This window comes from Streptococcus oriscaviae, from assembly GCF_018137985.1.
Lineage (GTDB): Bacteria > Bacillota > Bacilli > Lactobacillales > Streptococcaceae > Streptococcus > Streptococcus oriscaviae.
In genome coordinates, this window is record NZ_CP073084.1 from 417,465 (window position 1) to 432,039 (window position 14,575).

A 14,575-nucleotide genomic window follows, 5' to 3' on the forward strand; every position below is an offset into this window, starting at 1 on the left:
ATGATTTTTCTTTTCAAAAATGATATAATGAAAGCGATTCAAAAATAAAATAAAAGGAGATCTCTTAGATGACTTATCAAGAAACCTACCAAACATGGCTCGACTATGCGGAACTTCCTGCTTATTTGCGCGAAGACCTCCTAGCGATGGATGAAAAGACAAAAGAAGATGCCTTCTATACTACACTCGAATTTGGTACTGCAGGTATGCGTGGCTATATTGGTGCAGGTACAAACCGTATCAATATTTACGTTGTTCGTCAGGCTACTGAAGGTTTGGCAAAACTTGTTGAATCTAAGGGTGACGAAGCGAAGAAACGCGGCGTTGCCATCGCCTACGACTCTCGCCACTTCTCTCCAGAATTCGCTTTTGAATCGGCACAAGTTCTGGCAGCCCACGGCATCAAATCCTATGTATTTGAAAGCCTTCGTCCGACTCCTGAGTTGTCATTTGCTGTTCGTCACTACAATGCTATCGCAGGTATTATGGTAACAGCCAGCCACAACCCGAAAGAGTTCAACGGTTATAAGGTCTATGGTGAAGATGGCGGTCAAATGCCACCAGCAGATGCGGATGCACTGACTGACTTCATCCGTGCCATCGACAACCCATTCGCTGTGAAATTGGCAGACCTTGAAGAAAGCAAGGCAACTGGCCTTGTCACTGTATTGGGCGAAGAAACAGATGCTAAGTACCTAGAAGAACTCAAGGATTTGACCATCAATCCAAAATTGATTGAAGAATACGGCAAAGACATGAAGATTGTCTATACACCGCTTCATGGTACGGGTGAAATGCTAGCACGCCGTGCGCTTGCTCAAGCTGGCTTTGAATCTGTTCAGGTTGTTGAAAGCCAAGCAACACCAGATCCAGACTTCTCTACCGTTTCCTCTCCAAACCCAGAAAGCCAGGCTGCCTTTGCCCTTGCTGAAGAATTGGGTCGCCAAGTTGATGCGGATGTTCTTCTTGCGACCGACCCAGATGCAGACCGTGTAGGGGTTGAAGTTCGTCAAGCTGACGGTTCTTACTGGAACTTGTCTGGTAACCAAATTGGTGCCATCATTGCTAAGTACATTCTTGAAGCCCACAAGCAAGCTGGAACCCTTCCAGAAAATGCCGCTCTTGCTAAGTCTATCGTTTCTACTGAATTGGTTACTAAGATTGCTGAAAGCTACGGTGCAACCATGTTCAACGTTTTGACTGGTTTCAAGTTCATCGCAGAAAAAATTCAAGAGTTTGAAGAAAAACACAACCATACCTATATGTTTGGTTTTGAAGAAAGCTTCGGCTACTTGATTAAACCATTCGTTCGTGACAAGGATGCAATTCAGGCTGTTCTTATGGTAGCTGAAATTGCTGCCTACTACCGTTCACGCGGTTTGACTTTGGCAGATGGTATCGATGAAATCTTCAAAGAATATGGTTACTTCGCTGAAAAGACCATCTCCGTTACCCTTTCAGGTAAAGATGGGGCAGCACAAATCAAGGCTATCATGGCCAAATTCCGTGAGAATGCTCCTAAACAATTCAATGCGACAGACATCGCGGTCTTTGAAGACTTTGTCCTTCAAACCAAGACTGATAAAGATGGTAATGTAACTACTCTTACAACACCGCCATCTGACGTACTGAAATACACCTTGGCTGATGATTCTTGGTTCGCTGTTCGTCCTTCTGGTACAGAACCAAAAATCAAGTTCTACATTGCAACAGTTGGTGAAACACTTGCTGAAGCGGAAGAAAAAATTGCCAATATTGAAAAAGAAATCAACGAATTTGTTGGATAAGCATAAAAAGAAACAGAGTTGCCGATGCAGCTCTGTTTCTTTGGTTCATCTTTTTCTCATCATATCCAAGTCATATCCAATTTGCCAAAATCCCATATCCAGTAATTTCATTTGAGGATAGAGAACACCCTCTATGGTCATCTCCTTACGACGAAGTTCCAACCTTGCAGCATGTTCTTCATAAAACTCAGCCAATTGGAGCAACGAGCGCTTGCCAAAAGTTCCACTGGCAACTTTTTGTTGACGGATTCCAGAAACAAAATACCTATCGTAGGCTGGAACACATCCCAAAGTCCCCATCAAGATTTTCGTGATAAGGGTATCAGATACTTGGTTTTTTTAACTCCTGACCCCTTACTTCTTTTCGTATCTTATCGTAATAATCTCGCATAAACCATTCAAGTTCAGCAAGTAATTGCTGATTTGACTTCTTTGGCAATTGGTCACATGTTATCCCCATCAGAGGTTTATACTTAGCTTGCAGTAATTCTTTAACAACGGGAAGATGAACCGTGTAATCTTTTTGCAAAAGAAAGGATGAGCCACGATACATCCCCCAACTTGCCAGATAGAAAGACAAATGAAGACTCAGCAGTTCATTATCTCGGTTTTCGTCTTGATGAGCAGCAAAGAAGTTTGCATAACAATGCTCCCAAGAACGATAACGTGCTTGCTCATCTTGTCTTAAATCATGGTAAAAATCCATGATAGCTTTTTCAACAATTTCTATTGTTATACCTTTTTCCACCATCTTACTGTTACATACCAACCTTACTCATTTCTCACAATGTATTATACAATTTGCAAGTAGCCAAGCCCTTATCGCATGAAGGCGAAGAGCGTGGTATGGCTGTACTTGGCCTTCAATCACAGCATCAAAAAACGGGGCCTTACTCGCGCCCCGCTTTATAAACTAATCAGGAAAGTCCATTCTCCAATATGATATAACCGACAACAATTTGAATAAATTCATTTGAAAAATATCATTTAGCTACCCTGAATATTCTCAAATCATTTCCTCTTATTATTTGTCTAAAGTGTGGAGATTGCTTTGTTCAGTGAAAATCCTTCAGAGGTATTCTAGATTTTCAATTTGCTTCTTCTCATCATTTCCCGATGAGACACTCAGTGCATATATATGACACGGATTAAATTCTTTTTAGCCCAAAAGGTTGCTTAGTGTGGGTAGCAAGGCTAAGATTGGTAAGTACCAATTCAACGAAAACCAATATCATACTATTTCATCCGAAACACGGACAATGGACTTTCCCTTCTACATGCCCCGCTTTTACAACTGAAAAGCCTAGGACAAATAGATACCAACTGGATCCAGTCGCATCTTCTTTCTATCTCCCTTCTACTAATCTAGTAGCGACCAGATAAAACAAGACACTTTCGTCATGACGATCCTATAGGATTCGCTTTGAGGTTTTTCCTCTATGCTCTTCCTATCTACACTCTTCCTATCTACACTCTTCCTATCTACACTCTTATTATACACCTTTTCTAAAACGCTTTCAAATAATTATGCGCAGATTTTTGAAAAAAAGTGTCTATTTATTCGCTGCCTTTTTTTGGTAGGATTCCCACATTTTCTGCTGGGGTTTGGCAAAAGGAAAACGGTGAAAATCTTCAACAGCAACCCACATTGTTTGTCGCTGGGAGAAAACTGTATCGTTTTTGACAAGGCCTTCAGTCAGTTCAATCTGCCATTTGCGGTGGCTAAAAATGTGCTGGACCCGGGTAAATTCTTGCTCCTGCCAGTCGACATTTAGTCCATAACTGTCTGAAAAGCTCTGCCGCAAATCTGGTTGAACAGGGGCTTCTGCTAATTCAAATAGAGATACTTGCTGGTCTTGCTCTTCCCCTTTTTCCAAAAGTGGAAAAGACCAAAAACCAGCCAGAAGGCCTTGATCAGTATTCTTCTCCAAAAGAAACTGATTGTGTTGGTTTCGGATAATAAAGGCCTGATAGGCGACTGGAAGGGGCTTCTTCTTGGGAGCTTTGATGGGGTATTTGTCCATGGTTCCGTTGAGATAGGCCGCACTAAAGTCCTTGACAGGACTATCCTCCGGTCGTGGATTGACAGGTGATTCAATATCAGAACCCAAATCCATCAAGGCTTGATTAAAGTCCCCTGGTCGTTGTGGGTCAATGAGTTCCTCCATTAGGGCCTGAAAAATCTTTCGGTTGGCAGGTAAGCCGATGTCGTAGTCGACCTCAAAAAGACGACTGAGAACTCGCATAACATTGCCGTCGACAGCCGGTTCTGGTAAATCAAAGGCAATGCTGGCAATGGCACCGGCAGTATAGGGCCCAATTCCTTTAAGACTAGCAATTTCTGCGTGTGCCTGAGGGAAACGACCCCCATAATCAGCCATCATTTGCTGGGCCGCCTTTTGCATATTGCGTACACGAGAGTAATAGCCCAAGCCCTCCCAAAGTTTTAGGATGACCTCTTCTTCTGCCTGCGCCAAATCTTTTATGGTCGGTAAATGATGTAAAAACCGTTCATAATAAGGAATGACTGTGTCCACACGCGTCTGCTGGAGCATGATTTCAGACACCCAAATAGCATAGGGATCTTTACTCCTGCGCCAAGGAAGATCACGCTTATTCTTGTCATACCAATCCAAAAGGGCCTTGCGAAAAGCAACAATCTTTTCTTCGGGCCACATCTCAATGCCGTATTTCTTTAAATCTAACATAGAATTAGTATAGCATAGGCATAAAAAAAGAGCCAGTTGCTGGCTCTTCAACTGGCTTCCTGACTCGCTTGCATCCGGTAATAAACACCTTCTGCTTGCATCAATTCTTTATGGCTTCCTTTTTCAACAACCTTACCATCTACCATAACCAGAATAAGGTCAGCGCTCTGAATGGTAAATAGCCTATGAGCAATGATAAAACTCGTTCTGCCCTGCATTAGTTTAGCAAACGCTTCTTGAACTAAAATTTCTGTCCGCGTGTCGATGGAGGAAGTCGCTTCATCTAAAATCAATATCTTGGGAAGTTTAACAAAAACACGGGCGATGGCAAGCAACTGCCGCTGACCTTGAGAAAGTTCAGCACCACCATCCGTCAGATAGGTGTCATAGCCCTGTGGTAACTGACGAATAAAGAAATCCGCATTGGCGGCCTGTGCCGCTTCAATAACCAGCTCCCGCGTAGCATTGGGATAAGCGTAAGCGATATTCTCGTGAATGCTTCCTGCCTTGATCCAGGTGTCCTGTAAAACCATACCGACCTGCCTGCGGAGTTCCTCACGACGGTACTGGCGAATGGACTGACCATCTAAGTGAATATCTCCCTTATCAACCTCATAAAAGCGCATTAAGAGATTGATAAGCGTTGATTTACCAGCTCCTGTTGGACCAACGATAGCCACCTTAGCACCGGCAGGGATTGTCAAGTTTAAGTCCTTGATTAACTCCTGATTCGGTTTATAGGAAAAGGCTACCTCTTTAAAATCAATCTGACCTTTGACCTCTTCGTCATTTAATTCAAGCTGGCTCTGTTCCAGCTCGCTAGGCTCTTTCACGATCCCGACTAGGCGCTCCGCACAAGCTAAGGCGCTCTGCAATTCTGACAAAACCGAAGAAATATCATTAAACGGCTTGGTATATTGGCTGGCGTAGTTGAGAAAGGTGGTCAGTTCTCCAACCGTGAAGTGCCCCGCCATAATCCTCAAAGCACCCAATCCTGCCAGGAGGGCATAAATAAGGGCGTTGATAAAACGGGTCATCGGATTGATGGTTGAGGAGGCAAAAATAGCCTTGATTGAAAAAGTGGCATAGGTCTGGTTGATTGTAGCAAAGTCAGCTTCAAACCGGCTCTGTGCATTGAACGCTTGTAGCAAGGACAGCTGACTAATAGACTCTTCCAACATTCTTGCTTGATGACCTCTTGCCTCTGTTTGCTGACGATAGTACTGGTAACTCTTACGGGCAATAAAACGAGCAACAAAGAGCGATAGCGGGGTCAGAGCAACAACCACAATCATCATCAGAAAATCCAGTCTAGCCATGGTAAAGACGGTCAAAAGAATCAGAAGAATACCTTGGAAAAACTGATTGAAAATCATTAAGAGTCCACTGGTTAACTGCTCACAATCACTCGAAAAACGAGCTACTAAATCACCGGTAGACTGCCTGTCCAGATAAGAGAGGGGTAGGTCATGGAGCTTTTCATAAACTGCTTGGCGCAGCTGATTCATCGACCGATAGACCACCTGATTAACCCGCAAAGGGAGCCACCACTGAACCAAACTATTGATAGCTATCACAAGGAGCATCTGACCTAATACACCCCAAAACTTAGAGCTTGCACCACCAAGGACCCCATCAATTGCCTGTCCAATTAGGATGGGCAGATAGACAGTCAATAAGACCTGTATGAGAGTTCCAAAGAGGATAACAAACACCTGAGGCCCCTGTGCTTGAAAGAGAAAAGTCAAGGTAGCAAGTTTAGAGGTTGTTTGCTGCTTTTTCATGCCAAATCCTCCTGACTATGCTGAGATTGGTCAATTTCTTGATAAATAGCAGAGCTATGAAGCAGTTCTTCATGAGTGCCCAAGCCAACCTGTCTTCCCTTATCAAGCACTAGGATACAATCAGCCTTTCGCAAGCTTTTCGTCCGCTGTGAGATGAGGATTAGGGTCTTTTCAGGCAACTCTTCTCGAATTGCCTCCAAAAGATTCTTTTCTGTCAGATAGTCCAGAGCGGAGGTCGCATCATCCAAAACCAAAATAGGAGCTTTCTGCAACAGCGCACGCGCAATCGTCAGACGCTGGCGTTGACCACCTGAAAAGTTCCGACCTGAGGTCTCAACTTGGCAGTCTAAACCTCCCTTATCGATTACAAATTCCTTAGCTTGTGCAATTTCTAAAGCAGCCCAAAGTTCTTCTTCTGCTAATGGCTCCTTGCCTAGACTCAGATTGGAGCGAACCGTTCCGCTAAACAGTTGAGCCTCTTGAGGAACTAGGGCAAAGGTCTGTCGCCATTCACGCAAGTTTCGTGGACTGCTACCGTCTATGAAAAGTTGCAGCTGCTGTTCAGGCACTAGATAAAACTTCAACAAGAGATCAAGCAAGGTTGATTTTCCTGAACCAGTACCTCCTATGATTCCCAAAAAATCTCCCCTTTGCACCTGAAAGTGGATACCTGAAAGTGCTGCTTCTGCTGCCTTTGGATAACTAAAAACTAGCTCCTGAACCACAAGTAGTCGTTCTTTATCCTGACAAGTAAAGGCAGGCAAGGCCACATCCAGATCTTCGGACTCTTGCTGGAAAATCTCCTGCACACGACCTGCACTGATAAAGGATTGGTTAAGAGTGGAGATAACCATGACCATCTTGACCAATTCTACCAATATCTGAAGCAGATAATTAATCAAAGCTACTAACATTCCGACTTCTAAAAGCCCAGATTCGATCGCTAGTCTTCCCTGCCAGATGAGAGTAACCAAGGTGACATTGACAATCAGAAAAGTAGCCGGTGTTAGGATACTAGACCAAAAGCCAGCCTTCAATTGCTGTTCCAGATAAGTCCCGTTTTTTTCTTTAAAAAAGCCAAGCTCACGCAATGTCTGTCCAAAGGCTCGTATCACACGCATCCCAGATACCGTTTCTCTTACCTGTCCCACCAGTTCATCTAAGGTTTTGCGCATCCGTAAGTACAGCCGGCTATTAACAATAGAAATCAAACTGACTACCAAAAAGAGAACTGCAATCATGCCAAGAAACAGCAAGGATAAGGTTGGACTAATCATAACCGCCATGATAAAAGAACCAAAAACTACGATAGGGGCCCGTAAAAAAAGACGCAGGAAAATATTAATTCCTGTTTGAATTTGCAGGGTATCGCTGGATAGGCGGGTAAGGAGGCTGGCAGCCGATAGATTAGCTCGATTAAACTTCGGCAAGCTCAGAACCTTCTTATACAAATCCTGAGTCAGTTCAGTAGTATATCCAACTGCAGCTTTGGCAGAATAGTATTGGGCTGTGATAGACATCAAAACCCCGACACAGGCCAGTCCGACCAATAGTAAAATCATAGCAACCAAGTCACCTTGATTGCCATGGGGAATAATAGAGTCAACGATATAGGCGATGACCAAGGGGACAGTTAGCTCAAAGAGTGCTTCTAGGAGCTTAAAGAGCGGACCTAGAATGGACTCCTTGAGATAATCCCTAAAATAACGAAAGAGCGAAGTCATGTTTACAAGGCATCCACTGCTTGTGCAGCTGTGATAATACCGAGCTTGTAGACATCTTCAGAACTACAACCGCGAGAAAGGTCGTTTACCGGCTTGTTCAATCCTTGAAGAACTGGGCCAACCGCCTCAAAACCACCTAGACGCTCTGCAATCTTGTAAGCGATGTTTCCAGCTTCAATAGCAGGGAAAATAAAGACGTTGGCTTGACCGGCAACTGGGCTGTTTGGAGCCTTCAAACGGGCTGTGTTTGGCTCTAGGGCCGCATCCATTTGCAACTCTCCATCAATCAAAAGGTCAGGACGAGCTTCTTGAGCCAAACGAGTTGCTTCAACCACCTTGTCTACATGTGGGCCGAAACCAGAACCCTTAGTTGAATAAGAAATCATAGCAATCTTTGGATCCAAACCAAACGTTTGAGCTGTTGCTGCAGACTGGATAGCAATCTCAGCAAGTGCCTCTGCATCTGGATCGATGTTGATGGCACAGTCGCCAAAGATGTATTTATGCTCATCCTTAACCATCAAGAAGACACCTGATGTCCGCTTAACACCTGGTTTTGTCTTGATGATTTGAAGGGCAGGGCGAACGGTATCAGCAGTCGAGTGAACTGCTCCAGAAACCATCCCTTCAGCCAAACCAAGCTGAACCAACATGACACCGAAGTAGTTAACATCGCGCAAGATTTCATCAGCCTGTGCTTCACTGACTTTTCCTTTACGGATATTCAAAAACTCTTGTTTCATGGTCTCAAAGTTGGCATAGTTTTCAGGATTGATAACGGTGATACCTGGGTTTGAGAAACCAAAGTCAGTCAACAAGGCATGGACTTCTTCTGGCACACCGAGAATGATTGGCTCAGCCAATCCCTCGAACTTCAGACGAGCAGCCGCACGCACAACACGCTCATCTTTTCCTTCTGGGAAAACAATCCGTAGTTTTTTACCTACGATTTTGTGTTTCATTTCACCGAATAAATTCCGAATTTCCATTATAAATCTCCTTGTTTTCGTTTAAATTTTTTATTACAGCCTGAAAGTCGGCTGGTAATGGACTAGTTAAATTGAGTTGCTCATTCACAAACGGATTGTCAAAGGTCAGCCGATGACAATGTAAGGCCTGACGTTCAATCCCATGGTCAAGACTGCCGCCATAGAGATCGTCCCCTAGAAGCGGAAAACCGATATGAGCAAAGTGAACCCGAATCTGGTGGGTACGACCCGTGTGGAGCTGAATATCAACCAAGTGAACCTCGCCCCAAGACTGGATAATCTCATAAGAAGTATGAGCGTACTTGCCGGTCGGGCTGACACAGCGGGTGATAATACTATCTTCCGGTCGGCCAATGGGAGCAATAATATCCCCCGCCCTCGAAAGCTCACCTTTTCCTTGAACCAGCGCATAATAACGCTTGTGGATGGTCTTAGATTGAAGCTGCTTATCCAAACGGGCATGAGCATAACCATGTTTGGCAAAGAGCATGAGGCCCGATGTATCCCGATCGAGTCGGGTCACAATATGAACTTGTCGATTCTCATACCCCTTGTTTACAAAGTAGCCCTTCACAAAATTAGCAATGGTGGATGAATGAAGGATGCTGGGGATAGAGGCATAACCGAAAGGTTTATCAATAGCCATGAAGTGCTCGTCTTCATAGACAATATCCAAGGGGCGATGAATAGCCTCTAGTTGGCCTGTCACATCCAACTCGGGTGGAATATCAATTGTTACCTTATCTCCGACTGATAGCTGATAGGTAGCAAGGCGCTCCTCATCATTGACCAAAATCTGACCGCCCGCATATTTTATCTTAGCTAGTAAGCCCCGTGACACATCCTGTCGTCTGAGAAAGGTCTTTACCATGCTCTGCTGATCGGCGACAAACTCAAAGCGCATCTACTCCACCTCTCCGATGAAGGCGTCCTTGACCCGATTCCAAAAACTGGTATGACTAGGTGAGGCCACAAAATGAATCTTACTATTATCAATCTGGTATTCGATCTGGTCAATGTTCTCGTAAACAAAGGTTCGATTGTCCACTGACAATGAGTAACGCCCATCATGCTTAGGTTCAATCACAATCTTGTCCTTCTTGGGCACTACGATGGAAGAGCCCAGCGTCCGGTAAACTCGGTTGTTTAGACTGGCTACCTCTGCAATTTGAAGGGCTTCGATTGTGGGATGCAAGACAGCACCACCAAGCGATTTGTTGTAGGCGGTAGAACCCGTCGGTGTAGATACCGAAATGCCATCGCCACGGAAACGTTCAAAAGCAACACCGTTGATATAGACATCTGCTACCATCGTTTTGGATAGGCGTTTGATAGTGGCTTCGTTGAGAGCACGCGCAACAATCTCTCGACCGTCTGTCATCTTGACCTTGACATTGAGAATTGGATAAGAAACTCTGGCTCCAGTGTCCAATTTGAGATTCTCTACTAGCTTCTCCACTTCAAAATCGCGATAATCTGTATAGAAACCTAGGTGACCAGTATGGATACCAACAAAGCGAACCTTATCAATGATTTTTTCGTACTTATGAAAAGCCGAAAGGAGCATCCCGTCGCCACCAATGGAAATAACAATATCTGGATTTTTGGGAGTCAATATAAAGTTGGCTTCCTTCAATTTGTCCCAAAGTTCTTTTACAACTGCTTCACTCTTTGGATTTTTACTGCTGAGCAGAGCGATTTTTTTTCTATCTGTAATCTTCATCTGTGTCATCACTATTTCCAACGCCGTCACTCAACTTGCGGTGGGCAGGATCAAAAAGAACCTGTGCTTCTTGAATGTCGTCGCGGATTTTCCGCATCTCCTCATCTAACTGATAGGCTATCTTGGCAGTAATTTCAAGTCGCCGCTTGATTTCATCAGGGAATTTCCCTTTATACTTATAATTCAGCGAATGCTCAATCGTTGCCCAGAAATTCATCGACAGAGTTCGAATCTGAATCTCTGCCAGTACCGTCACATTGCCGTTAATCGTATCAACAGGGTATTCAATCACTACATGATAGGAACGATAGCCAGAAGCCTTCATATTGTTGATATAATCCCGTTCGTGAACAATCTGCATATCCTTGCGCTTGCGCAGAATAGCTAGAACTTCTTCTACGTCATCCACAAACTGCACCATGATGCGAACGCCGGCAATATCCTGCATATCTTGGGCAAGATTTTCCAACTTGATATGACGAAGGGCCATCTTCTCCTTGATAGACTCAATCGGCTTAACTCGACCAGTCACAAATTCAATCGGAGAATGACGGTTGGCCTTACGGTATTGCTTGCGAATACCGCGCAACTTGATTTTTAGTTCCCCAACTGTTTGTATGTAAGGGTCTAAAAATTCTTCCCAGTTAAACTCCATGCCTACTCCCTTCTTGTCAAATATCTATTTTTTGGATAGAATAGCACATGGACTATTATACCACATGAAAGGGTTTTACTCTATGAAAAAGAATCATTTGGAAATCGAATATAAAACCTTACTGACAGAAACCGAATTTACCCATCTATTAGGCGACTTTTCAGAGGTAAAACCCGTTAGCCAGATTAACTACTACATCGATACACCAGAACTGGATATGAAAAAGAACCGGATGTCCCTTCGGATTCGGACCTTTGATGAGCAGGCCGAATTGACCCTAAAAATCCCTCAGGAAATCGGCAATCATGAGTACAATCAATCCCTTAGTTTCACAGAGGCTCAGGAGCTGATTAAGAATTTCTCTCTGCCTGATGGAGAAATTTGTCAGTTGATTGCCCAAACATCCGTTCCTGTTCAGAAACTAGCCGTCTGGGGACAACTTTCTACTATCCGCTACGAAAAAGAAACTCCTATTGGCCTCATGGCCTTAGATGAAAATCGATACGCCGACCAACATGATTATGAACTGGAGGTTGAGGTAACCGACCCAGATTCAGGCAAAATCGCCTTTCACGACTACTTGAACAGTAAGGGAATTCGCTTCAAATATGCCAGCAGCAAGGTCGCAAGAACCGCAAACAGTCTCAGGCCAGCCCAATAAGCTGGCTTTTTTATTTTTCATTACTGAAAATTTTTTCATTTTCTGATAAAATGGTAGTATCTAATAAAAGGAGTTATTCTGACATGGTTCAATCATATGCTGATAAACAAATCAAGCTCTTTTCCCTCAATGCCAATCCGGAAATTGCAAAAAAAATTTCAGAAGAATCTGGTATTCCTCTTGGAAAAATGAGCTCACGTCAATTCTCTGACGGAGAAATCCAGATTAACATTGAAGAGAGTGTTCGGGGGATAGATGTTTATATCATCCAGTCTACCAACTACCCTGTCAACAATCACCTCTGGGAACTCTTGATTATGGTCGATGCTTGTAAGCGTGCCAGTGCCAACACTGTGACTGTCGTTATGCCTTACTTTGGCTACGCTCGTCAGGATCGCATTGCAAAATCTCGCGAACCGCTAACAGCTAAGTTGGTTGCCAATATGCTGGTCAAGGCAGGTGTGGATCGTGTGCTGACCCTCGATCTCCACGCTGTTCAGGTTCAAGGTTTCTTTGATATTCCAGTCGATAATCTCTTCACTGTGCCACTTTTTGCTCGATATTATATGGAAAAAGGCTTGAGCGGAGAAGATGTTGTCATTGTCAGCCCAAAAAACTCTGGTATTAAACGGGCGCGTGCCTTAGCGGAACTGCTAGACTCCCCACTTGCTATTATTGACTACGCTCAGGATGACTCCGATCGCTCTGAGGGCTACATTATTGGTGATGTTACCGGGAAGACGGCTATCTTGATTGACGACATGCTCAATACAGGCCGAACCTTCTCTGAAGCGGCGCGTATTGTTAAAGAAGGCAGGGCAACAGAAATCTACGCCGTAGCTAGCCATGGTCTCTTTGCTGGAAATGCTACCGAACTGCTAGATGCTGCTCCTATCAAGGAAATTCTTGTGACGGATTCCGTTGCCAGCAAAAACCCCCATCCTAAGAATATTGCCTTCTTATCAGCAAGTAAATTGATTGCAGATGCGATTATCCGCATCCACGAGCGCCGTCCTGTCAGCCCGCTCTTTGCTTTTAACAATCCAAACAAAGAAAAATAGGAGGCAGGTTATTGATCTATTTAGATAATGCCGCTACAACCGCTCTATCAGACCAAGCTTTAAATACCCTTATGGCCGTTTCCAAAGAATACTACGGCAACCCCTCAAGTATCCACGGCCTAGGCCGTAAGGCTAACCAAATCTTGCGTGAGTCCAGACAAACAATCGCTCAAACGCTTGATGTGCGACCTGAACAGCTTATTTTTACATCCGGTGGCTCTGAAGCAGATAACCTAGCGATTATCGGTTATGCCCTCGCTCATCAAGACAAGGGTAAACACTTGATTACCACTGCTATTGAACATCATGCGGTTCTCCATAGCATGCGCTATTTGGAAGAACGGCTAGGATTTGAAGTGACCTATCTCGAACCTTTTGAAGGGACTATCCATCCCTCTCAGATCCAAGAAGCTCTACGGCCAGACACCATCTTGGTCAGCATCATGTATGCCAACAACGAAACGGGGTTGCTTCTCCCTATCAAAGAAATCGGACACATCCTTGCTGATCATCAGGCTGTATTTCATGTTGATGCGGTACAAGCCATCGGAAAACTTCCGCTTTTCCCAGAGCAAGAAGGGATTGATTTGCTTTCTGCATCTGCCCACAAATTCCACGGACCTAAGGGGATTGGCTTTCTTTATAGCCGCATTGCCAAATTTGACTCTCTCATTCATGGTGGGAAGCAAGAAAATCAGCACCGGGCAGGCACTGAAAATATCGCTGCTATCGCTGCTATGGCAACGGCGCTCAAGGAACAAACTACCAGACAAAAAGAACAGTTTCAGACCATCAAAGAGTTAAAAACCTATCTGGTGAAGGGACTTGACGGACTTCCTTTCTATCTCAATGAATCCGGCCCCTGTCTACCACACATTTTAAATGTCGGATTTAAAAACCAACTCAACGAGCAAGTGCTCATGCGTCTGGATCTAGCAGGTATCGCTGTTTCCAGTGGTTCAGCCTGCACAGCTGGTGTTGTCCAAACCAGCCACGTCTTAGAAGCCATCTATGGCAAAGAATCTTCACGCCTGAAAGAAGCCATCCGCATTAGCTTCTCAGAAACTACAACCACTCATGAATTGGACAAACTAATCGCAACCCTAAAAGAAATAATTGGAGGAACCCATTAAATGGCATTTGAACACTCTGTCACCCTCAAAAATTGTGACTACACTTACCAAATCAACCCAGCTATCAAAAAATATACCTTGCGCGACAATACCTTTGAACAAACCAAGGTAGGCAACTACCAACTGACACGCATGTTGGAAGAAGTTCCCAACTCTAACCAAGGTTTCCTGCTGAAAATCATCATCAATTCAGATTTGACTGGTTTTAAAATCAACATTACAGACAAATCTGGACTTCGCTTGGTTGACATCTTTAAACCAGACAGCAACAAGGTTATTCAAGAAAAATTCTATTTCTTGATGGATAGCCTAGTTGACCGCGAAATTTTCACAAAAGTGGGCAAATAAGA

The 14,575-nt window shown here is 44.1% G+C and carries 14 protein-coding genes; 5 read left to right on the forward strand and 9 right to left on the reverse strand.

The genetic code is table 11. The features are described 5' to 3' along the window. Positions 1-68: 68 nt before the first annotated feature. Positions 69-1,787: a phospho-sugar mutase gene (locus INT76_RS02015; RefSeq protein ID WP_212571638.1), complete on the forward strand. Its 1,719-nt coding sequence runs from the start codon at positions 69-71 to the stop codon at positions 1,785-1,787. Between the two features lie 45 nt (positions 1,788-1,832). Here the strand turns inward: INT76_RS02015 and INT76_RS10975 are convergent, their stop codons facing one another. From INT76_RS10975 to yjbM, 9 genes are all read right to left on the reverse strand, one after another. After that, positions 1,833-2,087: a hypothetical protein gene (locus INT76_RS10975; protein ID WP_249116169.1), complete on the reverse strand. Its 255-nt coding sequence runs from the start codon at positions 2,085-2,087 to the stop codon at positions 1,833-1,835. A 22-nt stretch (positions 2,088-2,109) separates the two neighbouring features. Next, positions 2,110-2,538 (reverse strand): hypothetical protein, encoded by a 429-nt coding sequence (locus INT76_RS10980; protein ID WP_249116170.1) that lies wholly within the window; start codon positions 2,536-2,538, stop codon positions 2,110-2,112. Positions 2,539-3,340: 802 nt separating this feature from the next. Beyond that, a complete protein-coding gene (mutY, locus tag INT76_RS02025; protein ID WP_212571640.1) occupies positions 3,341-4,495 on the reverse strand; it encodes an A/G-specific adenine glycosylase in 1,155 nt (384 codons plus the stop codon). Positions 4,496-4,542: 47 nt separating this feature from the next. Then, entirely contained in the window at positions 4,543-6,279 is a 1,737-nt protein-coding gene (locus INT76_RS02030) for an ABC transporter ATP-binding protein (RefSeq protein ID WP_212571642.1), read from the reverse strand. After that, a complete protein-coding gene (locus INT76_RS02035) occupies positions 6,276-8,003 on the reverse strand; it encodes an ABC transporter ATP-binding protein (RefSeq protein ID WP_212571644.1) in 1,728 nt (575 codons plus the stop codon). Before INT76_RS02035 ends, INT76_RS02030 begins: the two co-directional genes overlap by 4 nt. 2 nt (positions 8,004-8,005) lie before the next feature. Next, a complete protein-coding gene (pta, locus tag INT76_RS02040) occupies positions 8,006-8,986 on the reverse strand; it encodes a phosphate acetyltransferase (protein WP_282960516.1) in 981 nt (326 codons plus the stop codon). Beyond that, the gene (locus INT76_RS02045) at positions 8,967-9,896 is read right to left on the reverse strand and encodes an RluA family pseudouridine synthase (protein WP_212571648.1); all 930 of its coding nucleotides are present in this window, start codon (positions 9,894-9,896) and stop codon (positions 8,967-8,969) included. The genes pta and INT76_RS02045 overlap by 20 nt, the downstream gene beginning before the upstream one ends. Continuing rightward, complete coding sequence (locus tag INT76_RS02050; RefSeq protein ID WP_212572991.1) at positions 9,897-10,715, reverse strand: NAD kinase; 819 nt, start codon at positions 10,713-10,715, stop codon at positions 9,897-9,899. It abuts the gene before it with no gap. Further along, the gene (yjbM, locus tag INT76_RS02055; RefSeq protein ID WP_212571650.1) at positions 10,699-11,370 is read right to left on the reverse strand and encodes a GTP diphosphokinase; all 672 of its coding nucleotides are present in this window, start codon (positions 11,368-11,370) and stop codon (positions 10,699-10,701) included. The genes INT76_RS02050 and yjbM overlap by 17 nt, the downstream gene beginning before the upstream one ends. A gap of 82 nt (positions 11,371-11,452) precedes the next feature. On the opposite strand from yjbM, the gene INT76_RS02060 reads away from it, so the two are divergent. The 4 genes from INT76_RS02060 to INT76_RS02075 all read left to right on the forward strand — a co-directional run bounded on the left by INT76_RS02060 (position 11,453) and on the right by INT76_RS02075 (position 14,573). Further along, complete coding sequence (locus INT76_RS02060) at positions 11,453-12,031, forward strand: CYTH domain-containing protein (RefSeq protein WP_212571658.1); 579 nt, start codon at positions 11,453-11,455, stop codon at positions 12,029-12,031. An 83-nt stretch (positions 12,032-12,114) separates the two neighbouring features. Further along, positions 12,115-13,092: a ribose-phosphate diphosphokinase gene (locus INT76_RS02065; protein WP_212571660.1), complete on the forward strand. Its 978-nt coding sequence runs from the start codon at positions 12,115-12,117 to the stop codon at positions 13,090-13,092. 11 nt (positions 13,093-13,103) lie between these two features. Then, positions 13,104-14,225: a cysteine desulfurase family protein gene (locus INT76_RS02070; protein ID WP_212571662.1), complete on the forward strand. Its 1,122-nt coding sequence runs from the start codon at positions 13,104-13,106 to the stop codon at positions 14,223-14,225. Next, the gene (locus INT76_RS02075; protein WP_212571664.1) at positions 14,226-14,573 is read left to right on the forward strand and encodes a DUF1831 domain-containing protein; all 348 of its coding nucleotides are present in this window, start codon (positions 14,226-14,228) and stop codon (positions 14,571-14,573) included. Positions 14,574-14,575: the final 2 nt, after the last annotated feature.